This is a genomic window from Streptomyces sp. NPDC089915 (assembly GCF_040684675.1).
Taxonomy (GTDB): Bacteria; Actinomycetota; Actinomycetes; order Streptomycetales; family Streptomycetaceae; genus Streptomyces.
The window spans coordinates 25,844-50,043 of sequence record NZ_JBFBGN010000033.1 but is presented as its reverse complement, the minus strand read 5'-3'; the positions used below and the strand labels follow the sequence as shown (position 1 = coordinate 50,043).

General features: G+C 74.4%; 10 protein-coding genes. 2 read left to right on the top strand and 8 right to left on the bottom strand.

All coding sequences use genetic code 11. The features are described 5' to 3' along the window. Window positions 1-10: 10 nt before the first annotated feature. The 7 genes from AB0O29_RS13385 to AB0O29_RS13355 all read right to left on the bottom strand — a co-directional run bounded on the left by AB0O29_RS13385 (window position 11) and on the right by AB0O29_RS13355 (window position 20,728). A complete protein-coding gene (locus AB0O29_RS13385; protein ID WP_365150735.1) occupies window positions 11-8,776 on the bottom strand; it encodes an amino acid adenylation domain-containing protein in 8,766 nt (2,921 codons plus the stop codon). Beyond that, the gene (locus AB0O29_RS13380) at window positions 8,773-16,569 is read right to left on the bottom strand and encodes an amino acid adenylation domain-containing protein (protein WP_365150732.1); all 7,797 of its coding nucleotides are present in this window, start codon (window positions 16,567-16,569) and stop codon (window positions 8,773-8,775) included. Before AB0O29_RS13380 ends, AB0O29_RS13385 begins: the two co-directional genes overlap by 4 nt. A 41-nt stretch (window positions 16,570-16,610) precedes the next feature. Next, window positions 16,611-17,804, bottom strand: coding sequence for an NAD(P)/FAD-dependent oxidoreductase (locus AB0O29_RS13375; RefSeq protein WP_365150729.1), 1,194 nt, complete (start codon window positions 17,802-17,804; stop codon window positions 16,611-16,613). Window positions 17,805-17,816: 12 nt separating this feature from the next. Then, complete coding sequence (locus tag AB0O29_RS13370) at window positions 17,817-18,035, bottom strand: phosphopantetheine-binding protein (RefSeq protein WP_344161215.1); 219 nt, start codon at window positions 18,033-18,035, stop codon at window positions 17,817-17,819. Further along, on the bottom strand, window positions 18,035-19,600 hold the full coding sequence (locus AB0O29_RS13365) for an amino acid adenylation domain-containing protein (RefSeq protein WP_365150725.1): 1,566 nt from the start codon (window positions 19,598-19,600) through the stop codon (window positions 18,035-18,037). The genes AB0O29_RS13370 and AB0O29_RS13365 overlap by 1 nt, the downstream gene beginning before the upstream one ends. Window positions 19,601-19,683: 83 nt before the next feature. Next, the gene (locus AB0O29_RS13360; RefSeq protein WP_365150722.1) at window positions 19,684-20,412 is read right to left on the bottom strand and encodes an LmbU family transcriptional regulator; all 729 of its coding nucleotides are present in this window, start codon (window positions 20,410-20,412) and stop codon (window positions 19,684-19,686) included. A 100-nt stretch (window positions 20,413-20,512) separates the two neighbouring features. Beyond that, window positions 20,513-20,728, bottom strand: a complete 216-nt coding sequence (locus tag AB0O29_RS13355; protein ID WP_365150719.1) for an MbtH family protein — start codon at window positions 20,726-20,728, stop codon at window positions 20,513-20,515. A 436-nt stretch (window positions 20,729-21,164) separates the two neighbouring features. On the opposite strand from AB0O29_RS13355, the gene AB0O29_RS13350 reads away from it, so the two are divergent. Both AB0O29_RS13350 and AB0O29_RS13345 read left to right on the top strand, forming a co-directional pair. Beyond that, window positions 21,165-21,890, top strand: coding sequence for an alpha/beta fold hydrolase (locus AB0O29_RS13350; protein WP_365150716.1), 726 nt, complete (start codon window positions 21,165-21,167; stop codon window positions 21,888-21,890). A gap of 33 nt (window positions 21,891-21,923) precedes the next feature. Further along, window positions 21,924-22,979 (top strand): AfsR/SARP family transcriptional regulator, encoded by a 1,056-nt coding sequence (locus AB0O29_RS13345; protein WP_365150713.1) that lies wholly within the window; start codon window positions 21,924-21,926, stop codon window positions 22,977-22,979. Here the strand turns inward: AB0O29_RS13345 and AB0O29_RS13340 are convergent. Next, window positions 22,948-24,063 (bottom strand): serine hydrolase domain-containing protein, encoded by a 1,116-nt coding sequence (locus tag AB0O29_RS13340; protein WP_365150710.1) that lies wholly within the window; start codon window positions 24,061-24,063, stop codon window positions 22,948-22,950. The genes AB0O29_RS13345 and AB0O29_RS13340 overlap by 32 nt on opposite strands. Window positions 24,064-24,200 lie beyond the last annotated feature (137 nt).

Genomic DNA, 24,200 nt, shown 5'->3' with positions numbered 1-24,200 from the left:
GCTTCACTCCTCATACGAACATCTGGCGCAGACTCGGGCGGCGCGGTACGGCCGACTCCTCGAGCCACGGTGCGAGCGCGGCCACGGTCGGCAGGTCGAAGATCTTGCGGATGGGGATCTCCACCCCCATCTCGGCGCGGGCGCGGCTGATGAGCCGGGTGGCGAGCAGGGAGTGCCCGCCGAGCTCGAAGAAGCCGTCGTCGATGCCGACCCGCTCCAGGCCGAGGACCTCGGCGAACAGGGCGGTCAGGGCCTCCTCGCGGGCGCTGCGGGGTGCCCGGTAGGGGGCGCCGGTGAACTCCGGTTCGGGCAGCGCGGCCCGGTCCAGCTTGCCGTTGGGCATCAGCGGCAGCCGGTCCAGGAGCACGACGGCGGAGGGCACCATGAACTCGGGCAGCCGCTCGGCGGTGAACCGGCGCAGCTCCTCCGCCCCGACGGCGGTGTCCGGCACGGCGTAGGCGACGAGCCGCTTGCCGGAGCCGGGGGCCTCCCGGGCGATGACGACCGCCTGGCCGACGGCCGGGTGGGCGGTGAGCGCCGCCTCGACCTCGCCGGGTTCGACGCGGAAGCCGCGCACCTTGACCTGGGAGTCGCCGCGGCCGGTGTACTCCAGCTGGCCCTCGGCGTTCCAGCGGGCCAGGTCGCCGGTGCGGTACATCCGCGAGCCGGCCGGGCCGAACGGGTCGGCCGTGAAGCGGTCGGCCGTGAGGTCGGCGCGGCCCTGGTAGCCGCGGCCCAGGTTGCCGCCGACGTACAGCTCGCCGACCGCGCCCTGGGGCACCGGCGCCAGGTCGGGGCCGAGGACGTAGGCCCGCATGTTGCCGAGGGGGGTGCCGACGGGTGCGCTGCCGGCCCGTACCGGGCCCGCGTCGGGGACGGTGAAGGCGGTGGCGTAGAAGGACTCGCTCTGCCCGTAGGCGTTGACGACGCGGACGCCGGGGAAGGCGCCGCGGACCTTCTCGACGAGCGAGGAGGGCAGGGCCTCGCCGGCGAAGACGACCGTCTCCACCTCGGTGCGGCCGGCGATGGCGTCGACGAGTTCGGCGAAGGCGGACGGGACGGTGGAGACGACGGCGCCGCTCCAGCCCTCCTTGCGCTCGCCCAGCACCAGGACGTCCCGGACCAGTTCGACGGTCCCGCCGGAGGCGAGGGTCGTGAAGATCTCGAAGACGGAGACGTCGAAGTTGACGGAGGTGCCCGCGAGGAGCCGCTTGCCGGGTTCCATCCCCACGCGGGGGGCGAGCCGCAGGACGCCGTTGACGATGTTCGCGTGGGTGATGGCGACGCCCTTGGGCTTGCCGGAGGAGCCGGAGGTGTACATGACGTACGCCAGCTGGTCCGGGTGCGGTGCGGTCGCGGGGGCGGTGGCGGGCCCGGACGGGTCGAGGGTGTCGAGGAGGAGGTCCGGGGCGTCGTGTGCGGGCAGCGTCCCGGCCGTCGCGGTGTCGGTCAGGACCAGGAGCGGGCGGGCCTCGGCGAGGATGGCCGCCAGGCGGTGGCTGGGGTACCTGGGGTCGACGGGGAGGTAGGCGCCGCCCGCCTTCAGGATCGCGAGCAGGGCGACGACCAGTTCGGCCGACCGGGGCAGGGCGAGGGCGACCAGGGACTCGCGGCCCACTCCGCGCGCGGCCAGTTCGCCCGCCAGGCGGTCGGCCCGGGCGTTCAGTTCGCGGTAGCTGAGGGTCTCGTCCCCGGCGGTGAGGGCGGGGGCGTCCGGGGTGCGGGCGGCCTGTGCCTCGACGAGCCCGCCCACGGTGGTGGCGGGGGTGGGGGCGGCCGTGTCGTTGAAGGCGGCGAGCAGCCGGAGGCGTTCGGCCGGCTCCAGGACCTCCAGCTGCGCGGCCTTGAGCTCCGGGGTGGCCGTCAGCTGGCGCAGGACGCGTACCAGGCGGTCCGCGATCAGCTCCACGGCCTCCCGGCCGAAGACGCCGGGCGCGTACTGGAAGATCAGCTGGAGGTGCGGGTCGGCCGCCGCCATCAGGGCCAGCGGGTAGTTGGTGGCGGTGGCGGGGCGCAGGCCCGTGAACTCGATCCCGTCGGCGGCGGCGCCGGCCGCTTCGAGGCCCTCCCGGTCGACCGGGTAGGACTCGAAGACGAACAGGGTGTCGAAGAGGGACTGGCGGCCGACGGCCCGCTGGATCTCGGTGAGGCCCCGGTGGTGGTGCTCCAGCAGTCCGGCCTGCCGGTCCTGGAGCCGGGTGAGGATCTCGGCGAGGGTGTCGCCGGGGGCGTACGCGAGGCGTACGGGAAGGGTGTTGATGAACATCCCGACCATCTCGCCGACGTCCGCCACCGCCGGGGGGCGGCCGGAGACGGTGGCGCCGAAGACCACGTCCCGGCGGCCGGTGAGCCGGCCGAGGAGCAGTCCCCAGGCCCCCTGGACCAGGGTGTTGACGGTGACGCCCAGTTCGGCGGCGCGCGCGGCGAGGGCGCGGGCCTCCTCGGCGGGGAACGGCACGTCGAGCTGGGCGACGCCCTCGTCGCCGATGCCCTCGGAGCCGGGGGCGAGCAGGGTGGGGTCCTCGACCCCTTCGAGCTCGGCCGTCCAGGCGCGGGCGGACTCCTCCTCGTCCTGGCGGGCCCGCCAGGTCAGGAAGGCGCCGAGGTCCGGGGCCCCGGGCAGGGCGGCGCCGTCGCCGCGGGAGCCGTAGAGCAGCAGCAGGTCCCGCATGATCAGGGGCGTGGACCAGCCGTCGAACAGGACGTGGTGGGAGGTCATGACGAGTTCGGCGCGGCCGGGCTCCATGACGACGAGGGCGAGCCGGATGAGCGGCGGGACGTCCCTGTCGAAGTGGTCGGCCCGGTCCTCGGCGAGGAACCGCTCGAACGCCTCGGTCCGCTCCTGCAGCCCGGCGGCGGTCAGGTCGAGGTGGCGCCAGGGCAGGACGACGCCTTCGGCCGGGACCACCTGGACGAGGTCGCCGTCGGCCCGGTCGGCGTACGCGGCGCGGAGGCCCGGGTGGCGTTCCAGCAGGGCCTGTCCGGCCCGGCGCATGCGGTCCGGGTCGACCTCGCCGGAGAGGTGGAACACCAGCTGGTTGTGGTACGGGTCGAAGGAGGCTCCCGCGAGCTGCGTGTGGAAGAGCATCCCGGACTGGGTCGGGGTGGCCGGCCAGATCTCGGCGAGCCTGCCGTACCGGGCCTCCCAGGTGTCGATCTCCTGCTGGGCGACGCCGGCCAGGGGCGCGTCGGACGGGGTCAGTCCGCCGGCTCCGGGGGTGTGGGCGTGCCGGGCGAGGGCGGTCAGCGCCCGGACCCAGAGCCCGGCCAGCTCGGTGGCCTCCTCGGGGGAGAGGACCCCGGCGGGGAAGGCGAAGGAGGCGGTGAGCCCGGTTCCGCCGGGGACCGGGACGGCGGCCGCCTCGATCTCCAGGGCCGAGGCCGCGGGCAGGTCCGCGTCGGGTGCGGGGTCCGGGTGGACGGGTTCCCCGGGCAGGCCGGCGCCGGGGGTGCGGTCGAGGTAGGTGAACCCGATCCGCGGTGCGGGCCGCCCGGCGGGGACGCGGTGTCCCACGCCGTGGTCGGGGACCGCCCGCACCTGCTCCTTGACGGCCTTCAGGGCGCGGCCGGCGGCGGGACCGCCGTCGAGGGCGTCCGCGAGGTCGATGCCGGACAGGTCGAGGCGGGCCGGGAACTCGGCGGTGAACCGGCCGACCGTGCGGGACAGGTCGGCGCCGGGCACCACGTGCTCGGCCCGGTCGCGGCCCTCCAGCCGGACCGACACCGGTGCGGCGGGCAGGCCGCGCGTCTCGGCGAACCGGGCCAGGGCCAGGGCCAGCGCGGTGACCAGGCCGTCCTCGGCGCCGGCCCGGTACGCCGCCGGCAGCGGGCCGAGCAGGTCCGCCGTGACGTCCGCGGGGACCGTGACCCGCACCGCCCCGGTGGTGGCGGCGAGGTCGCGGGCCGGGTCGGGCTGCCGGGTTCCGAGGAGGAACTCCTCCTCGTACGGGGCCTCCGGCTGCTCCGGCGGGGCGGTGGCGGCGGTCCGGTCGGCCAGGGCGTGGGCCCAGCGGCGGTAGGAGGTGCCGGTGCGGGGCAGCTCGGGGGTGCGGCCCTCGCGCGCCTGCGCGCAGGCGTCGGCCAGGTCCGCGAGGAGGATCCGCCAGGAGGGTCCGTCGGCGGCCAGGCGGTGCACGACGACCAGCAGCCGGTCGCCGCCCGTGGCGGGGGTGAGCCGGACGAACTGGGCCATGACGCCCGCTTCCGGGTCGAGGCGGCCGGCGGCGGCCTCCAGCTCGGCCCGGACGTCGTCGCCGTCGGCCTCGCGCAGCAGGGCGTCGGCGTCCACGGCGGCGGCCGCCTCCACGAACAGGGCCGGCTCCGCGCGGTCGAGGCGGGCGCGCAGGACGTCGTGGCGGTCGAGCAGGGCCCGTACGGCCGCGGCCGCTTCCGGGCGGCCGGTGCCCTCGGGCAGGGTGAGCAGCCGGGCGGTGCACAGCCGTCCGACGGGTCCGCCGTGGGCGAGGAGGCGTTCGGCGGCCGGGGGCAGCGGGGCCCGGCCGACGGCGCCGCCGGGGAGTTCGGGCAGGACCGGGGTCTCCTCGTCCCGCCCGTCCACGAGTTCCGCGAGCCGGGCGACCGTGCGGTGTTCGAAGATCTCCCGCACGGTGATCAGCGTGCCGCGGGCCTTGGCGCGGGCGACGACCTGGATGGAGCGGATGCTGTCCCCGCCGAGGGCGAAGTAGTCGTCGTCGACGCCGACCCGGTCCAGGCCGAGGACCTCGGCGAAGAGGGCGGACAGGGCCTCCTCGCGCGGGGTGCGCGGCGCCCGGCCGGTGGAGACCCGGGCGTAGTCCGGTACCGGGAGCGCCCGCCGGTCGAGCTTCCCGTTCGGGGTGAGCGGGATCCCGGAGAGCGGCACGATCGCGGTGGGCACCATGTAGTCCGGCAGGCGCCCGCGCAGGTACTCGGGGAGCCGGGCCAGCAGCGGGCCGACCGACTTGGCCATGCAGGGGTTGTTCGTCCGGGTCCGCCCGGCGCCGGCGGCGGCGTCGAAGGCGCCGGTGACGATCCGCTCCGCGGGCTGCGGGGCGGGCAGCAGGATCAGGTCGAAGCCGCGCGGGTCCGCACCGGACCAGGTGACGACCGCGTCCCTGCCGTGCGCGCGGACCGCCCGGAGCAGTTCCTCCGGGTCGGCGGGCGCGGCGGCGTCCGGCGCCGGGTCGAGGACGCCCGCCGTGACGGCGGCGGCGGACTCCTCGGCCAGTCGTACGTTGGGGATGCCGGTGACCCGCAGGGGGCCCGTCCGGTCCGCCCGCAGGGCCAGTACGGCCAGGTCGGAGGCGTCGCCCCGCCAGGGCACGGCCGGGACGCCGGCCAGGTCGAGCGCGTCGGCGGGATCCTTGTGCAGGACGACCTCGTAGCGGTGCCGGGTCAGCTCGTTGTGCGCGTCCGCCGCCTTGAGCCGGATGTCGACGCCGACGGGGCGGCCCTGCGCCCAGTCCGTGAACCATTCGGGGGCGAGGACGAGTTCCCGTTCGGCGAACAGGGCCTTCTCGACCAGGCAGCGCAGTTCCTCGGGCGCCGCGTACGGGTGGGCGGCGCGCTGCGTCGCGGTGAGCAGCAGCCGCAGGGTCGCGGCGTTGCGGACGTCGCCGATGACGATCCGGCCGCCGGGCGCGAGCAGGTCGAGGGCCTCGCCCAGCACCCGGTCGAGGTAGGCGGCGTTCGGGAAGTACTGCACGACCGAGTTGAGGACGATCGTGTCGAAGGCGCCCCGGGGCAGCCCGGAGACGTCGTCGGCGGGCTGGGCGGTGAGCCGGACCCGGTCGCCGTGGCCGGCCTGGTCGGCCTGGCGGCGGACGCGGTCGACGACGGTGGCCGAGATGTCGGTGCCCCAGTACTCCTCGACCTCGCCGACGATCTTCGCCAGCAGCAGTCCGGAGCCGACGCCGATCTCCAGGACCCGGCGCGGCGCGTACCGCAGGATCTGCGCGACCGCCGCGTCCCGCCACTCGCGCATCTGCTCGCAGGGGATGGGCTCGCCGTCGTAGGAGGAGGTCCACAGTTCGAAGTCCTCGCCGAGGGCCTCGTCCGCGGAGTCGGTGTAGCTCTCGTCGTAGACCTGGCGCCACTCGTCGACCTGGCCGTCGGCGTCGGCGGCCGCGGCCTCCGGGTCGGGGACCACGTAGGCGACGAGGCGCTTGTCGTCCTCCCGGTCCTCGCGGACCACGACCACGGCCTGGGCCACTCCGGGGTGTGCGGCCAGGACGTTCTCGATCTCGCCGAGTTCGATGCGGAAGCCGCGCACCTTGACCTGGAAGTCGGTGCGTCCGAGGTACTCCAGGCGGCCGTCGGCGGACCAGCGCACGAGGTCGCCGGTCCGGTACATGCGGGCGCCGGCGGGGCCGAAGGGGCAGGCCGTGAACCGCTCGGAGGTCAGTCCGGGCCGGCCCTGGTAGCCGCGCGCCAGGCCTTCGCCCGCGATGTACAGCTCGCCCTGGACCCCGCGCGGGACCGGGGCCAGCCGCGCGTCGAGGACGTACACCCGCGTGTTGCCGATCGGGGAGCCGATGGCCACGCCGGTCCCGGCCTCGACGCGGGACAGGGTGGACCAGATGGTGGTCTCGGTCGGGCCGTATACGTTGAAGACCTCGGCGGCGGCGCCGGCCAGCGTCCCGGCGAGCCGGGCCGGGAGGGCCTCGCCGCCGGTCAGGACCCGCAGCCCCTTGGCGGCGTCGGGCTCGTGCTGGAGGAGCATCTGCCAGAACGCCGGGGTGGCCTGGACCACGGAGACCTCGTGGCGGCGCAGGACGGCCGCGACCTCGGACGGGTCGGAGAGGGTGTCCTTGCCCGCGAGGACGACGGCCGCGCCGTGGACCAGGGGGAGGTAGAGCTCCAGTGCCGCGATGTCGAAGGAGACCGTGGTCACGGCGAGCCACCGGTCGGCGGGTGACAGCGGGACGGTGCGGCCCATCGTGGCCAGGAAGTTGTCCAGGGCGCCGCGCGGGACGCTGACGCCCTTGGGGTTGCCGGTGGAGCCGGAGGTGTAGATGACGTACGCGGTGTTGTCCGTGGAGACGCGCGGGGCGGGGACCGGGAGGGGGCCGCCGGCGTCCTCCCGGGCCGCCTCGGCCAGCGTGTCGGCGTCGAGGACGAGGGCCGGGTTCGAGTCGGCGAGGATGTAGTCGATCCGGGACTGCGGGTGCTCCGGGTCGACGGGGATGTAGGCGGCGCCGGCCTTGAGGACGGCGAGCAGGGCGACGACGAGGTCCGCCGAGCGGGGCAGGCGGACGGCGACGAGGGATTCGGGGCGCACCCCGCGTCCGGCCAGCCAGTGCGCCAGCCGGCCGGCCCGCGCGTCGAGTTCCGCGTAGGTCAGCGACCGGTCCTCGGCGATGACGGCGAGGGCGTCGGGGAGTTCGCGGGCCTGCCGGGCCACGGCCTCCACCAGGCCGGGCTCCAGGGTCGGCCCGGCGGTGTCGTTGGCGGTGTCCAGCAGCCAGGCGCGCTCGTCCGGGTCGAGGACGTCGAGCTCGGCGACGCGCCGGGCGGGGTCGGCGACGGCCTGCTCCAGGATGCGGACGAACCGGTCGACGACGGCGGCGGCCGTGGTGTGGTCGAACAGTTCGGCCGCGTACTCCAGGCGGCCGTGCGCGCGCCCGGTGGCGTCGGGGACGATGTTGAAGAACAGGTCGAACTTGGCGGTGTCGGTGCCCAGGGCCACGGGGGTGGCCCGCAGGCCGGGCATCCGGATCTCCGGCCAGACGAACTGCCAGGCGAGCATCACCTGGAACAGCGGCTGGTAGGAGGTGGAGCGGTCCAGGCCGATCAGCTCGACCAGCCGCTCGAACGGGACGTCCTGGTTGTCGTAGGCGGCGAGGGCCTTGTCGCGGGCCTGGTCGAGCAGGTCGCCGAAGGAGGGGTCGCCCGACAGGTCGGCGCGCAGCACCCAGGTGTTGACGAAGAAGCCGATGAGGTCGCCCAGGGCCTCCTCGGTGCGTCCCTCGATGGGGCTGCCGATCGTGACGTCCTCGCCGCCGCCCAGCTTCTGCAGCAGGACGGCGAGCGCGGCCTGGGCGACCATGGGGGCGGTGGCCCCGTGCTCGGCGGCCAGTTTCCCGAGGCGGGCGACGAGTTCCGGTTCCAGCTCGAAGGAGACGTGGCCGCCCCGGTGGCCGGCGACCGCCGGGCGGGGGCGGTCCAGCGGCAGGTTGACCGGCTGCGGCACGTCGGCCAGTTCCCGGCGCCAGTAGTCCAGCTGGCCCGCCGCGATGCTCCCCGGGTCGTCCTCGTCGCCGAGCAGCTGCTGCTGCCACAGCGTGTAGTCCTTGTACTGGACGGGGAGCGGCTCCCAGTCGGGCCCGTGTCCGGCGTGGCGGGCCGCGTAGGCCTCCATCAGGTCGCGCAGGAACGGCCCCATCGAGGCGCCGTCGGCCGCGATGTGGTGGAAGACGAACGCCAGGACGTGCTCCTGCGGGGCGATCCGGAAGGCGGTCGCCCGCAGGGGGAGTTCGGTGTCCAGGTCGAAGGGCTCGGCGACGGCCTCCCGCAGTACGGCGTCCACCGCGTCCGCGGCCGCGTCGGCGACGCGCAGCCGGACGTCCGCCTCCTGCGGGGAGAGGATCAGCTGCTCGGGCGTGCCGTCCGCGTCCTCCGTGATGAGGGTGCGCAGGCTCTCGTGCCGGGTGACGACGTCGCGCACCGCCGCGGCCAGGGCGTCGGTGTCCAGCGGCCCGTCCAGGCGCAGCACGAAGGGGATGTTGTAGGTCGCGGTGGGGCCCTCCAGGCGGTGGAGGAACCACATCCGGCGTTGCGCGAAGGACAGGGGGATCATCGGGCCTGCTCCGATACGGTCATCCGGCCCAGTCGGGGCCGCAGCTGGGGGCGGTTCGACGTCGACCCGGCCAGTTCCGCGATCTGCTCCGCCAGCTGGGCGACGGTCGGGTTGCGGAACACGGTCGTGACCTTCACGTCGACGTCGAGGGCGTTGCGGATGCGGCCGGTGAGCCGGGTGGCCAGCAGCGAGTGGCCGCCGTGGTCGAAGAAGTCGACGTCGATGCCGATCTCGTCCACGCCGAGCAGGTCGGCGAAGAGCCCGCAGAGGGTTTCCTCGGTGGCGTTGCGCGGGCCCCGGCCGGGCTCGGTCAGGGCGGGGAGGTCCGGTGCGGGCAGCGCCTTGCGGTCGAGCTTGCCGCTGGGGGTGGAGGGGAGTCCGGCGAGCGGGACGACCGCCGAGGGGACCATGTACTCGGGCAGGTGCTCGCGGGCCAGGTCCGTCAGGGCCGTCGGGTCCAGCCGCTCGGGGGTCCGGCCGGCGGCCGGGACCGCGTACACGACGAGGCGCTGGTCGCCGGGGCGGTCCTCGCGGACCAGGGCCACGGCGCTTTCGACGTCCGGGTGACCGGCGATGACCTGCTCGATCTCGCCGAGCTCGATGCGGAAGCCGCGGAGCTTGACCTGGAAGTCGGAGCGGCCGATGTACTCGACCTGGCCGTCTGCGTTCCAGCGGACGACGTCGCCGGTGCGGTACATCCGGCTGCCGGGCCCGCCGAAGGGGCAGGCTACGAAGCGTTCCGAGGTGAGGCCGGTCTGGCCGAGGTAGCCGCGGGCGAGGCCGGTGCCGGCCAGGTACAGCTCGCCGGCGACGCCCGGGGCGACCGGGCGCAGCGCGGAGTCGAGCACGTACACCTGCGTGTTCCACACGGGTGCGCCGATGGGCACCCGGTCCGCGCCGGGGACGTGCCGGTGGGCGGTGACCTCGACGGAGGCCTCGGTGGGCCCGTAGAGGTTGTGGACGCCGAGGCCGGGCAGGAGGGCGGAGACCTTGTTGGCGAGGGCGGGCGGGAAGGCCTCGCCGGCCACCTCGATCCAGCGCAGGCTGTCGCAGTCCTTGGCGGCGGGTTCGGCCGCGAAGGCCTCCAGCAGGGAGGGGACGAAGTCCGCGCCGGTGACGCGCTCGCGCCGGATCAGGTCGGCGAGGTAGGCGGGGTCGCGGCGGCCGTCGGGCCGGGCGATGACCACGGCGGCGCCGGTCTGCAGGGGGGCGAAGATCTCGGGCACCGAGACGTCGAAGCTCGCGGTGGTGCTGAGCAGGACGCGGTCCTCGGGGGTGACGTCGAAGTGGGACAGGCCCCAGGCCAGCCGGTTCATGATGGCCCGGTGGGCGACCTGGACGCCCTTGGGGCGGCCGGTGGAGCCGGAGGTGAAGATGACGTAGGCGGCGTGGTCCGGGGAGAGGTCGCGGACGGGGTCGGTGTCCGGGTGTCCGGAGACGTCGGGGAGGTCCGCGTCGAGGACGAGCAGCGGCTTCGCGCCGTCCAGGACGAGCCGTACCCGGTCCTCAGGCAGTTCGGTGTCGACGGGCACGTAGGCGGCTCCGGCCTTCACCACGGCGTAGATCGCGACCATCAGGTCCACGGAGCGGGGCACCTTGACGGCGATCAGCCGCTCGGGTCCCGCGCCGCGCTCGATGAGCCAGTGCGCGAGCCGGTTGGCGCGGCGGTTGAACTCGGCGTAGGTCAGGGTCTCGTCCTCGCCGATGAGGGCCGTCCGGTCGGGGGTGCGCCGCACCTGGGCCTCGAAGGCGCCCGGCAGGGTGTCGTCCGCCAGCGGGCGGGCCGTGTCGTTGACCCCCTCGACCAGCAGGTGGCGCTCCTGCTCCGAGAGCACGTCGACGGAGCCGACGGGGGTGGCCGGATCCTCCAGGACCCGGTCCAGGACCCGGACGAGCCGGGCGGCGGTCTCCTCGGCCGCGCCCCGGTCGAAGAGGGTGGTCTGGTAGTCGAGGGAGAGCCGCAGGTAGGGGTCGGAGGAGTTGAGGGTGAGCGGGTAGTGCGAGCCGGCGAAGGGGCGGATGGCGTCGATGGTGAAGCCGGCGGACTCGTTGGCCTCGACGATGCCCTCGCGGTCGATGGGGTAGTTCTCGAAGACGACGATGGTGTCGAACAGCGAGGGCAGCGCGACGCCGCGCTGGATGTCGGCCAGGCCGTAGTAGTGGTGGTCGAGCAGGGAGACCTGGCGGTCCTGGAGGTCGGTGATGACCTGGCCCAGGGTGTCGCCCGGCCGGCAGCGGACGCGGGTGGGCAGGGTGTTGATGAACAGGCCGACCATCTCGTCCGAGCCGGCCAGGTCGGCCGGGCGGCCGTTGACGGCGGCGCCGAAGACCACGTCGGGCCGGCCGGTCAGCTTCGAGAGCAGGACCGCCCAGGCGCCCTGGAGCAGGGTGTTGAGCGTGACGCCGAGTTCGGCGGCGCGGCGGGCGAGTTCGCGGCCCTTGTCGATGGAGAGCGGGACCTCGACGCGGCCGAGGGCCGTGGCCTCCCCCTCGGCGGTGCGCTCGGCGGCCAGCAGGGTCGGCTGCTCGAAGCCGTCGAGCTCCTCGCGCCAGCGGGCGGCGGAGGCGTCCCGGTCCTGGCGGGAGAGCCAGGCCAGGTAGTCGCCGTAGCCGCGCACGGGGGCGAGTTCCTCGTCGCCGGCGTAGAGCCGGACCAGGTCCTTGATGACCAGCGGCGAGGACCAGCCGTCGAAGAGGGTGTGGTGCGCGGTGACGATGAGCTTGGACCGCTCGGGTCCGCAGGTGAGCAGGGCCAGGCGGAACAGCGGCGGCCGCGCGGGGTCGAGCTGGTCGGCCCGGTCGGCGGCGAGGGCCGCGTCGAGCGCCGCGTCCTGCTCGGGCTCGGTGCGGCCGGTCAGGTCGAGGTGGCGCCAGGGCACGTCGACGTGTTCGGCGACGACCTGGACGGGGTCGCCTCCGTCGGCGGCGAGGAACGCGGAGCGCAGGTTGGGGTAGCGGTCCAGGAGGGCCTGCCCGGCGGCCCGCATGCGCGCGGGGTCCACCCGTCCGGTCAGGTGCAGCACGAACTGCATGTGGTAGACGTCGAAGGTGCCGTCGGCGAGCGCCGCCTGGAACTGGATGCCGGACTGTCCGGGGGCCTGCGGCCACACCTGGACCAGCCGGCCGTAGCGCTCCTCCCACTCCTCGATCTCGCCCTGTCCGACGGTGACCAGGGGGGCGTCGGAGGGGGTGAGCCCGCCGATCCGGGGGCGGGCGGCGTAGGCGGCCATGCCGTGCAGCACCTCGACCCACAGGGCGGCCAGCTCGGCGGCCCGCTCGCGGGACAGGGCTCCGGTGGGGAACATGAAGACGGTCTGGAGCCGGGCCCCGTCGGCGGTGTCGGTGACGACCGAGTTGACCTCCAGCGCGGAGAGCGCGGGCAGGTCCGGGTCGGGCATGGGGACGAGCTCGGAGGACCAGTCGGAGGGGATCCAGCCGTGGCCGCGCAGGTGCTCGGGCACGTCGGAGTCGGAGATCCGGCCGAGGTAGTTGAAGCCGATCTGCGGGTCGGCGTACTCCTCCAGCTGGACGGCGGTCTCCGGGTTGAGCCAGCGCAGCAGCCCGTAGCCGAGGCCCTTGTCCGGGACGGCGCGCAGCTGCTCCTTGACCAGCTTGACCGCCCGTCCGGCGGCGGGGCCGCCGGCCAGGACCTCGTCCAGGTCCACGCCCCGTACGTCGACCTTGGCGGGGTACATGGCGGTGAACCAGCCGACGGTGCGGGAGAGGTCGGCGCCGGGGACGGCGTCCTCCTCGCGGCCGTGGCCCTCCAGCCGGACCAGGGCCGAGCGGTCCGTGCCGCGCCAGCGGTTCACGGCGAGGGCGAGGGCGGCGAGCAGCACGTCGGTGCCGGTGCCCTTGAACGCGGCGGGCAGCCGGGTGAGGACCGCCTCGGTGACCTCGGCGGGCAGCTGCACCCGTACGGTGTCGAGGGTGCCCATGGTGTCGGCGGCCGGGTCGAACGCCCGCTCCCCGAGGGGGAGGTTGGGCGATTCCAGGACGTCGCGCCAGTGGTCGAGCTCCGCCTCCCGCTCCGGGGAGAAGGCCTCGTCCTCCAGGGCGGCCGCCCAGCGGCGGGCGGAGGTGCCGGTGGCGGGCAGCTCGGGGGTGCGGCCGGAGCGGACGTCCTGCCAGGCCTCGGCGAGGTCCGACATGAGGATGCGCCAGGAGACCCCGTCCACGACGAGGTGGTGGAGCACGACGAGGAGCCGGCCCGCGCCGGAGCCGGCGGTGAACCAGACGAAGTCCGCCATGGTCCCGGCGGCGGGGTCGAGCCGGCCGGCGGAGGCCTCCAGTTCGGCCTTGGCCGTGCGGAGCGCCTCGGGGTCCTCCCAGCCGCCGGGGACGGGGACGCGGTGGATCAGGTCCGCGGCCCGGACGGCGCCGCGCGGGCGCACGTCGAGGGAGGGTTCGCCGGAGCCGTGCACGAGCCGTGCGCGCAGCAGGTCGTGCCGGTCGAGGACGGAGTCGAGGGTGGCGGCCAGCCCGGCCTCGTCGATGCCCTCGGGGAGTTCCAGCACGATCGACATGGCGAAACGGTTCAGCCCGCCGCCGTGCTCGAACACGTGCCGCGCCACCGGCTGGAGCGGCATCGGGCCGACGCCGCCGCCCTCCAGCTCGGCGAGCACGGGCGCCCGGTCCCCGCGGTCGGCGGCCGCCTCGGCCAGCCGGGCCGCCGTGCGGCACTCGAAGATCTCCCGCGTGGTGAGGTCCAGGCCCCGGGCCCGGGCCCGGGCCACGACCTGGATCGAGCGCAGGCTGTCGCCGCCGACGGCGAAGAAGTCGTCGTCGACGCCGACGCGGTCGACGCCGAGCACGTCCGCGTAGGCCGCGGTGATGATCTTCTCGGCCTCGGTGCGCGGCTCGCGGTAGGCGCCGCCCTGGAACTCCGGTTCGGGCAGCGCCGAGCGGTCCAGTTTGCCGGTCGGGCCCAGCGGCAGCCGGCCGACGGCGACGAAGGCGGAGGGCACCATGTAGTCGGGCAGCCGGGCCGCGGTGAACTTGCGCAGTTCGGCGGCCGACGCGCCGGCCTGGACGTCGACGTCGCCGATGCCGCCGGCCCCGTCGTCGCCGACGGCCCCGTCCCCGGTGTGGACCACGTAGGCGACGAGCCGCTTGCCGCCCGTGGGCGCCTCGCGGCCGATGACCACGGCCTCGCTGATGCCGGGGTGCGCGGTGAGCGCCGCCTCGACCTCGGCGGTCTCGATGCGGAAGCCGCGCACCTTGACCTGGCCGTCGCCGCGGCCGACGCACTCCAGCCGGCCGTCGGCGTTCCAGCGGGCCAGGTCGCCCGTGCGGTACATCCGCTCGCCCGCGGGGCCGAAGGGGTTGGCGACGAACCGCTCGGCGGTCAGGGCCGGGCGGTCGTGGTAGCCGCGGCCCAGGCAGGTGCCGACCACGTACAGCTCGCCGATGACCCCCTGCGGGACCGGGGCGAGGCCCGGGCCCAGCACGTAGGCGCGCATGTTCCCGAGCGGGGTGCCGATGGGCGCGACCTCGCCCCGCGTCCACTCCTCGGAGGCGGCGAGGGGGAAGGCGGTGGCGTAGAAGCTCTCGCTCTGCCCGTAGGAGTTGACGATCTGCGCGCCGGGCAGGGCCTCGCGCACCTGGCGCACCAGCCGGGCCGGGAGCACGTCGCCCGCGAAGACCACGGTGCGCACGTCGGGCGCCTTGTCCAGGTGGCCCACGAGCTCCCCGAGCACCGAGGGGACGCCGCTGAGGACGTGGCCGTCCCAGGCGTCCCGTTCGGCGAGGGCCAGCACGTTGTCGACCACCTCGGCGGTGCCGCCGGTGGACAGGGTGGTCAGCAGTTCGAAGACGGAGACGTCGAAGTTGACGGAGGTGCCGGAGAGCATCTTCCAGCCGGCCGGGGCGTCGAGGACGCGCACGAGCTCCCGGACGCCGTTGACCACGCCGCGGTGGGTGATCGCGGCGCCCTTCGGCTTGCCGGTGGAGCCCGAGGTGTACATCACGTACGCCAGGTTGTCCGGCGCGGGCCGCACGGCCGCGTCCCGCGGCCCCTCGGGGGCCGCCCAGGCGGCGCGGTCGTCGGTGTTGACGACCGGGACGCCGTGCTCCGGCAGCTCGCGGGCGGTCGCGGTGTCGGTCAGCACGAACCGGGGCCGGGCCTCGGTGAGCACGGTGCGGGCCCGTCCGGCGAGGTACTGGGGGTCCAGCGGCACGTAGCCGGCGCCGGACTTGAGGATGCCGAGCAGGCCGACGACGAGCTCCTCCGTGCGCGGCAGCGCCAGCACCACGAGGTCCTCGGGTCCGGCCCCGCGCCGGTTCAGCTCCCGCGCGAGGGTCTCGGCCCGCTCGTCGAGCTCCCGGTAGCTCAGCGTCCGGCCGTCGCACACCAGCGCCGGGGCGTCCGGGGTCCTGGCCGCCTGCGCCTCGAACAGCTCGGGGACCGTCAGCCCGGCGGGCACCTCGGCGGCGGTGTCGTTGTACCGGTGGAGCAGCAGCTCGCGCTCGGCCGCGTCGAGCACGTCGACGCCGCCGACGGTGCGGTCCGCGTCGGCGGCGAGGGCGTCCAGGACGCGGACGAACCGGGCCGCGAGGGTCTCGACGGTGCCGGCGTCGAACAGGTCGACGGCGTACTCCAGCCGGACCTCCGCGCCGCCCGAGGCGTCCGGGATCATGTTGAAGAACAGGTCGAACTTGGCCGTGCCGGTCTCCAGGGTCTGCGACTCGGCGTCGAGGCCGGCGAACTCCAGCCTCCCCAGGGGCTCCTGCCAGGCCAGCATCACCTGGAAGAAGGGGTGGTAGGCGATGGACCGGTCCGGGTTGAGCAGTTCCACCAGCCGCTCGAAGGGGATGTCCTGGTTGTCGTAGGCGGCGAGCGCCCGGTCCCGTACCCGCTGGAGCAGCTCGTGGAAGGTGGGGTTGCCGGAGAGGTCGACGCGCAGCACCCAGGTGTTGACGAAGAAGCCGACGAGGTCGCGCAGTTCCTCGTCGGTGCGGCCCGCGATGGGGGCGCCGATCGGTATGTCGTCGCCGCAGCCGAGGTGGTGCAGGAGCACCGCCAGCGCCGAGTGCATGACCATGGAGACGGTGAGGTCCCGCTCGGCGGCCAGCTTCTCCACGGCGGCGAGCAGCCCGGGCTCGATCGGGAAGCGGACCAGGCCGCCCTCGGGGCCGGTGCGCTGGGGGCGCGGGCGGTCCGTCGGCAGGGCCAGCGGCTGCGCCATGTCGGCCAGGGCCTCGCGCCAGTAGGCCAGCTGTCCGGCGGCCAGGCTCTCCGGGTCGGACTCGTCGCCGAGCACGTCCTGCTGCCACAGCGTGTAGTCCGCGTACTGGACGGGCAGCGGCTCCCACTCCGGGGCCGAGCCCCCCTTGCGCGCCGCGTACGCCTCGGCGAGGTCGCGCAGCAGCGGGCCGAGGGACTCCCCGTCCAGGGCGATGTGGTGCACGACGAGCACGAGGGTGTGCGCGTCCGGGCCGGTCCGCAGGAGCGTGGCGCGGATCGGCACGTCGGCGGCCAGGTCGAAGGTGGCCTTCGCCTCCCGGTCCACCGCCGCCGCCAGGTCCTGCGGGGCGGTGTCCAGGACCGGCAGGACCGGCGGGCGCTCCCCGGACGCCAGCACCCGCTGGTGCGGGATGCCGTCGTCGCCCTCGGCGATCACCGTGCGGAGGACCTCGTGCCGGTCGACGACGTCGCGGAGCGCCGCTTCCAGCGCGTCCGCGTCCAGCTCACCGGTCAGCCGCAGGGCGAAAGCGCCGTTGTAGGTCGGCGAAGGACCTTCGAACCGGTCCACGAACCACAGCCGGCGCTGCGCGAACGACAACGGGATCATTGTGTCTCCAAATTCGGCGAACCAGGGAGCAGGTCGTCGGCTCAGCTCTGGTCGAGCAAGGTCAAGAGTTCTTCGTTGTAGAAGTCGTCGATCGAGATCGCCCCGGACAGCGTGGAGAAGTACCGGTCGATGTGGTCCTGGTGGCCGACCAGCTTGCGCAGCATGTCGGTGCGGCCCTCGGGCTTGAGCTCGGCGACGTTGAGGGCGCCCTGGTACTGGCTGTGCGCCTCGTTGCCCAGGTTGTTCTCGTAGCGGCGCAGGGCGGACTTCAGCGCGGACTCGTCGTGCAGCCGCTCCCCGATGAGGCCGGTGAGGGACTGGGCCTGGACGAAGGCCTCGGTGATGCCGCGGGCGGTGATGGAGTCCTTGTGGTTGACCGCGTCGCCGACCAGGACCCAGCCGGGGCCGTAGGCCTTGCGGAAGAAGTTCTCCTGGTGGCCCGTGCCGTACATCTGCTCCTCGCGGCTGCCCGCGCCCATCCGCTCGTACAGGTCGGGGGCGGTGGTGCGGACGGCCTCCAGGTAGGCCGGCTCCACGTCCTTGCGGACCTGGTTGTAGTCGGCCTGCGGGAAGTAGGTCATGATCAGCTTGAGGTCGTCGTTGGTGGGGACGGCGGCGACCCAGCGGCCCGGCCGCTCGTACAGCTCGAAGCTGGAGGGGACCCCGGACCAGTAGCTGTAGTAGACGCAGGTCGCGCGCGGGTGCTCGATGACGTAGGGGGCGCCGGCCTTGCGGGCCACCAGCGAGCGCATGCCGTCGGCGCCGACGACCAGGCGGGCGCGGGCGGTCGCCTCGGCGCCGCCGGGGGTGGTGTAGCGCACCCCGGTGACCCGGTCGTCCTCCCACAGCAGGTCGGCCACGGCGCAGCCCTCGCGGAACTCCGCTCCGGCGGCCACGGCGCCCTCGGCGAGGATCGGGTCGAGCACGTAGCGCCTCGGGGCGTACGTGGTCGTCAGGCCGTCGATCGGCAGGGAGAACCCGTCGATGCGGACGCCGGGGCCCTCGTAGCGTTCGTGGGTGATCGGCTGGCAGCCGGTGTCGCGGATCCGCTCCAGCAGGCCCCACCGGTTGAGGAGGGCCACGCCCTGCATGTGGATGTAGTGCGAGGACAGGGTGTCCTGCGGGAAGCGGGCCTTCTCCAGGAGCAGGACGCGGTAGCCCTGCCGGGCGAAGAGCATGGCCGTCGGCGAACCCGCGCAGCGGGCACCGATGACGATGACGTCGTAGTCTTCCACGGCGTCCCCCCTCTACCGGTTGGCTTCGATGTAGGCGGAGATCGACGCGACCGTCGGGTTGAGGAACATCTGGTCCATCGGGACCTCGACGCCCAGTTCCTCGATGTAGGCGCCCTGGATCTTGGTCATGATCAGGGACTGGCCGCCCAGGGCGAAGAAGTCGTCGTCGGGGGCTATGTCGTCGCGCTCGAACTCCCGGCACCAGATGGCGCGCACACCGTCGGCAATCATCACTGTCCTCTCGCTTCTGCGTCGACCAGCGCCGCGCGGTCGACCTTTCCGTGCGGGCTCAGCGGGATCCGCGGGACGTTGGTGAACCGGGCCGGCACCATGTTCCGCGGCAGGGTCTCCAGGAGGCGGGTGCGCAGGTCGTCCGCGGCGAGGTCGGCGCCCGCCGGGACGACGAACGCGGCCAGCTCGGCGTCGCCGGAGGCGTCGTGGGTGACCGCGACGGCGGCCTCCCGGACCCCGGCGAGCCGGCCGAGGGCGCGTTCGACGTCGGAGGGGTCGATGCGCATGCCGCGCACCTTCACCTGTGCGTCGATCCGGCCGAGGACGACGAGGTCACCGTCCTCGTTGACGTAGCCGCGGTCGCCCGTGCGGTAGAGCCGCAGCGGTACCCCGCCGGAGTCGACCGTGGTGAACTTCTGGTTCTCGGGGCCGTCGGCGCCCAGGTAGCCGGCGCCGACGCCGGTCCCGGCGATGCAGATCTCGCCCTGCTCCCCCGGCGCGACGTGGCGCAGCCCCTCGTCGAGGAGGTGGACGTCCGTGTTGTGGGCCGGCCTGCCGACCGGCGGGACCTCGTGCTCGCCGGGCCGGTATCCGGCGAGGTCGAAGGAGGTCGCGACGTCGGTGCACTCGGCGACGCCGTACTGGTGCAGGAGGGTGCAGCCGTTGCCCTCGCGCCGGGCCCAGTCCGCGAGCCGCTCGGCCTTGAGGGGCTCACCGCCGAAGAGGACGTAGTCCAGGCGGGTGAGGGCGTCGCCGCCGCGCGCGGTCTCCCAGTCGACCAGCAGGTACAGGGTGCTGGAGGCGCAGTGCACGGTGCGGACGTCGTTCTCGTTCAGCGTCCGGTAGGCCAGCATGGGGTCGAAGTTCCGGCTGGCCATGAGGTGCTGGGTGGCGCCGCAGAACAGCGGGGTCATCAGGGCCCGCTGGGAGAGGTCGAAGCCGAAGGCGCTGACGACCAGGTTGTGCGAGCCCCGGTCCAGGCCGTATTCGAGCCTCAGCCAGTTCATCAGGTTGAACCAGCCCGCGTGCCGGACGGCGGTCAGCTTCGGCGTACCGGTGGAGCCGGAGGTGAAGACCGCGTAGCACAGGTCGTCGCCCGTGACCTCGACGGCGGGAGCGGTCGCCGGGAGGGCGTCCAGCTGCCCGGACAGCTCCTCGAAGCCGACGACGTCCACGGGCGCGGACCCGATCAGCCCGGAGGTCGCCGGGGAGGCGACGATCAGGGCGAGGCCGGGGACCCGGTCCAGCAGCAGCCCCAGCCGGGCCGGCGGGTAGGCCGGGTCGAAGGGGACGTAGGCGGCGCCCGCCTTCAGCGTGCCGAGGATGGCCACGAGCAGGTCGGCGGAGTAGTCCAGGCACACGCCGACCTTGGCGCCCCGGCCGGCTCCGCGTGCGGTGAGGTACCGCGCGAACCGGTTCGCCCGCGCGTCCAGCTCCGCGTAGGTCGTCCGCCGGCCGGCGCAGGAGACGGCGACGGCGTCGGGGGTGGCCCGGGCGTGCGCCTCGAACTGTCGGTGGACGACGGGCGCCGAGGGCAGGGCGACCCGCTTTCCCTGAAGGATCATCAACTGGCTCCGGTGTGAGAGGTGTCCGGCGGGACGGCCGCCGGCGCGCCACGGGATCGCCCCGCGCGGTCGGCGGTGCGCCGCTAGGCGGTCTTCCGGTCGGCGGTCTCCAGGAGCCGGGCCACCCACTTGTCCACGGGCAGGCCGTGGGCGGCGGCCGCCTGCGAGAGGTGGTCCAGCTGGTCGGCGGAGAGCTCGATGGTGAGCTTCGTGACCGGGCGGCTCCGGCCGGTGCCGGCGGCTCCGGGCAGCCGGGACACCCCGGGCTCCTCGCCGGCCGTGCCCTCGGGGAGGGCCGCCGTGTCGTTCTGCACGGCCAGGCTGGCGCGGACGGCCCTGCGCAGTTCGTTGCGCGACCACTTCTGCTGTTCGGCCTTGCGCAGCCAGTAGTCCTGCTCGGGCGGGGCCAGGCGGGCCACCTCGGCGTGGTGGGCGAAGCTGAGGCCGTCGCGCCTGCGGTGGTGGTCGAACCGGCGGGCCACCCAGGCGTAGTTGCGCAGGGTCTGGTAGTCGAGCCCGGTGCGCTCGATCGCCTCCTTGTAGCGGCGCCACCCGTAGGTGGCCTCGCCGAAGCGGAGCCAGTCGGCGAGCCACCAGGCGGAGGAGTTCCCGAGCTCGCGCAGGTTGGTCCCGATCTGCTCCCAGGACCGCTCCGGCAGGTTCGCCGGGAGGATCATCCCCGACTTGCGCACCTCGGCCTGTGGTCCCACGAAGGACAGGACCACGTCGCCCCGCACCGCCTCGCCGCCGGTGCCGGCCGGCCGGGCCCGGTGCCCGCCCGCGGTTCTCGCAGCGCCGCTGACCATCTTCATCCCCCAACTCAGAGTGTCTGCCTGCGCGCCGGCCGGCCACTCGTCCGAGCGAGCGCCGGCGGGACGCGGTGGTGCGGGCCCGTGGCGGCGGGCGGCGGCGTCAGTCGGAGGCCATCGCCTCGCGCAGGCTCCGGGGGCGCAGGTCGGTCCAGTTCCGCTCGACGTACTCCAGGCACGCGGCCCGGTCCGCCTCGCCGAAGACGACCCGCCAGCCGGCGGGCACGTCGGCGAACACGGGCCACAGGGAGTGCTGGTCCTCGTCGTTGGCCAGGACGTGGAAGCGACCGTCCCCGTCGTCGAAGGGGTTCGTGCTCACGTGACACTTCCTTAACTGTCATTGGGGTGACCGGGAAGGTGGATCGCCGGGGCCGGCAGGGGAAGCGGGGCGCGGGACCGCCGGGCGCCGATCGGCGTCGTGCGGCGGGTGCGGGCGCCCCGGTTCGAGCGGTGGTGCGGTGCCCGGCCTGGCGGGCCGGATCGCGGGTCGTCCGGGCTGGGCTGCCCGGGTGACCGGCCCGGCTCGGCGCCCACTGTACCCACGGCCCTTTTGAGACACGGTCGAGTCCCGCTCGCGAGCCCGCCGGGGGCCGGGGCGGGGCGTACGCGCGGCGCCGCCTGAGGATCGTTGGAGCCCCGCCAGACCCTCGGCACAGGTCACCTGATGCGTGCGCGCCGCCGGCCGGGGGCGGCTCTATGGTGCGAGGGTGCGCGGCCCGATCCGAGGGAGAGAGATGGACAGCACACGTCCTGCCTTGCGCTTGTTCGTCCTGCACCACGCGGGCGGATCGCACCTGCCGTACCGGCACTGGCCCGCTGGGCTGCCGGACACCTGGGACGTGCGGCTGCTCGACGCCCCGGGGCACGGCTTCCTCCTCGACCAGCCGCCGTTCACGGACGCGGCCCGGCTCGCCGACTTCCTGCTGAGCTCAGTCGAGGCCGAACTCACGTGCCCGTATGCCCTTTTCGGCCACAGCATGGGTGCTCTCGTCGCTTACGAGATGACCCGGCGGGCCGCCGCCCGGGGCCTGCCGCTGCCCGTGTGGATCGGGGTCTCGGCACGCACCGCGCCGCAGCCGGCGGGGCCCGCGGAGCCGTACCACGAGCTGCCCGACGCCGAGTTGCGCAGAGCGTTGAACCTGCTGGGCGGCACGCCCGACGGGATCTTCGACGACCCCGAGCTGTGGTCCGTGTTCGAGCCGGTCATCCGGGCCGACCTGCGCCTGGTGGAGGAGTGGCGGCCGGCTCCGGGGGCCGGTCCGCTGCCGGTGGCGCTGTCCGCGTACGCGGGCGCCGGCGACCGGCACGCCTCGGCGGAACGGATGGCCGGCTGGGCGGCGCACACCGAGCGCTTCCTGGGCCTGCGGGTCCTCGACGGCGGCCACTTCTACTTCCAGGACGATCCCCGGCCGCTGCTGCGGCGGATCGAACGGGACGCGACCGCGGCGCTCGACGCGGCGGGCGCGGCGCGGTCGTCCTGACCCTTGCGTTGCCGGTCCGTGCGAGGAGAAGACATGCAGTTCCGCATTCTCGGTCTGGTGGAGGCGCGCGACGACGAGGCGGGCCTGCACCTCCTTCCCACGGGTGCCAAGCAGCGCGCGCTGCTGGGGTGCCTGGTGGTGAAGGCCGGGCAGAGCGTCTCCGTGCGGCAGCTCGTCGACGAGCTGTGGGGCGAGCAGCCGCCCGCGAACGCGGCGAACGCGCTCCAGGTGCACGTGGGCCGGCTGCGCCGGCTGCTGTCCGGCCCGGACGGCGGCCGCGCCGCCGGGCGGGCGCGGGCGTACCCGCCGTGGATCACGACCACCTCGCGGGGCTACACCCTGCGGCCCTCCCCCGTGGAGACGGACGCCGCCCGCTTCCAGCAGCTCACCGACACGGCGCGGCGGATCCTGCCCGAGGATCCGGGGCAGGCCGGCGAACTGCTGCGCCGGGCCCTGTCGCTGTGGCGCGGCCCGGCCCTGGAGGGCAGTGTGCTGGGCGGGATCTGCGCGGGCCGGGCCGCCCAGCTGGAGGAGCACCGGCTGACCGCGCTGGAGACGATGTACGACGCGTACCTGCGCGCCGGGCGGCACGGTGAGATCACCGGCGAGCTGATGGTGCTCACCACGGACCACCCGATGCGGGAGAGGTTCTACGACCTGCTGATGGTCGCCTACTACCGCTGCGGCCGGCAGGCGGAGGCGCTCGGCGTGTACGAGCGGGCGCGCAACCGCATGGTGCACGACCTCGGCGTGGAGCCGGGCCCCGTCCTGCGCGGGCTGATGCAGGCCATCCTCCACCATGACCCGGCCCTGGTCACGGCGCCGGGCGCGCTCCCGGCGGCCGCGCCGCGGACCGGGCCGGCGGCGGTGGAGGCCGAGGGGTCGGTGCTGCCCCTCTTCGAGGAGATCGCCCGGCTCCAGGGCCGCATCGAGCGGCTCCAGCAGGAGCAGAACCAGCTCCTGTGCCGGTTCAACGAGCTGACGGCGGGCACCGCCCGTCCGGTGGCGGCCGGGTCGGCGGTGCCCTGGGCCGTCGCTTCCGCGGACGGCCCGGGCGTCAGGGCGTCTGGGGGCAGAACTCGGCGTTGACCAGGGGGAGGATGGTCTCCGCCCCCCAGTTCGCGTTGTAGCTGAAGGTGAGCTGGTGGCGGGCGTCCTCGGTGAAGGCGGCCAGGGAGATCCAGCCCAGGGCGCCCCCGTCGTGGTACCAGAGGACGGTGCCGCAGCCGAGCGTGAGCCGTTCGATGCCCAGGCCGTAGGAGGAGCCCGGCCAGTCCGGGTTGTCCACGGTCGTCTTCATCTCCGCCAGCTGCTTCGGCGGCAGCAGTCGGCCGCCCATCAGGGCCTCGTAGAACCGGTTGAGGTCGGCCGTGCTGGAGATGAGGTCGGCGTTGCCCCAGCTCTGCGACGGGTTCGCCTCGGTGACGTCGTCGATCCGGTCGGGCTGGGCGGCGAACAGCCGGGAGTAGCCGCGGCCGCTCGGCTGGGGCAGGCCGACGGCGGTGCCGGGGTTGGAGGTGGACTTGAGCTCCAGGGGCTCGATGACGCGCTTGCGCACCTCGTACGCGTACGGCTTCCCGGCGGCCTTCTCCAGGACCATGGCGGCCAGTACGTCGTTGGTGTTGGAGTACCAGTGCCGCACGCCGGGCCGGAAGGGCGGCTCGTGGGCGAGGGCCACCTTCACGCGCTGCTCGGCCGTGACGGTGTCGAAGCGGTGGTCGAGGTACGCCTGGCCCGTCAGGTACGTCGCCGCGTACTGCGGGTCGGCGAAGTAGTCGAAGAGCCCGCTGGTGTGGTTGAGGAGCTGGCGCACGGTGATCGCGCGGCCGTCGTTGCCGTTGCCCGTGACCAGGCCGGGCAGGTAGCGGTCCACGCTGTCGTCGAGGCTCAGCCTGCCCTCGGCCTCCATCTGGAGGAGGACCGTGGCCACGAAGGTGTTGGTCATCCCGCCGATGCGGAACCTGTCGTTCTTGGTGCGCGGGGCCCCCGTCGTCCGGTCCGCCACGCCCGCCGCCGTCTTCCAGACGCCCGCGGCGTCCCTCGCCTCGGCCGCGACGCCGGGGACGCCGGCCGCGACGGCCGCCTCGACCGCGCGCTGCGTCGCCTGGTGGGCGGCCACCGGACGGGGCTTCTCCCAGGCCGCCCGGGCGGGGCCCGTGAAAGCGGTGGCCATGAGCACGACCGCCGCCGCGGCGATCACTCCGGTTCTCGGTCTTTTCCGCATCCTCATACCCCTCTCCGGAAATTCATCTGGCCAAAAAATACCTGCCCATAGGTTCTTTTCGAGGTCCTGGAGGCCGAATTCCAGAC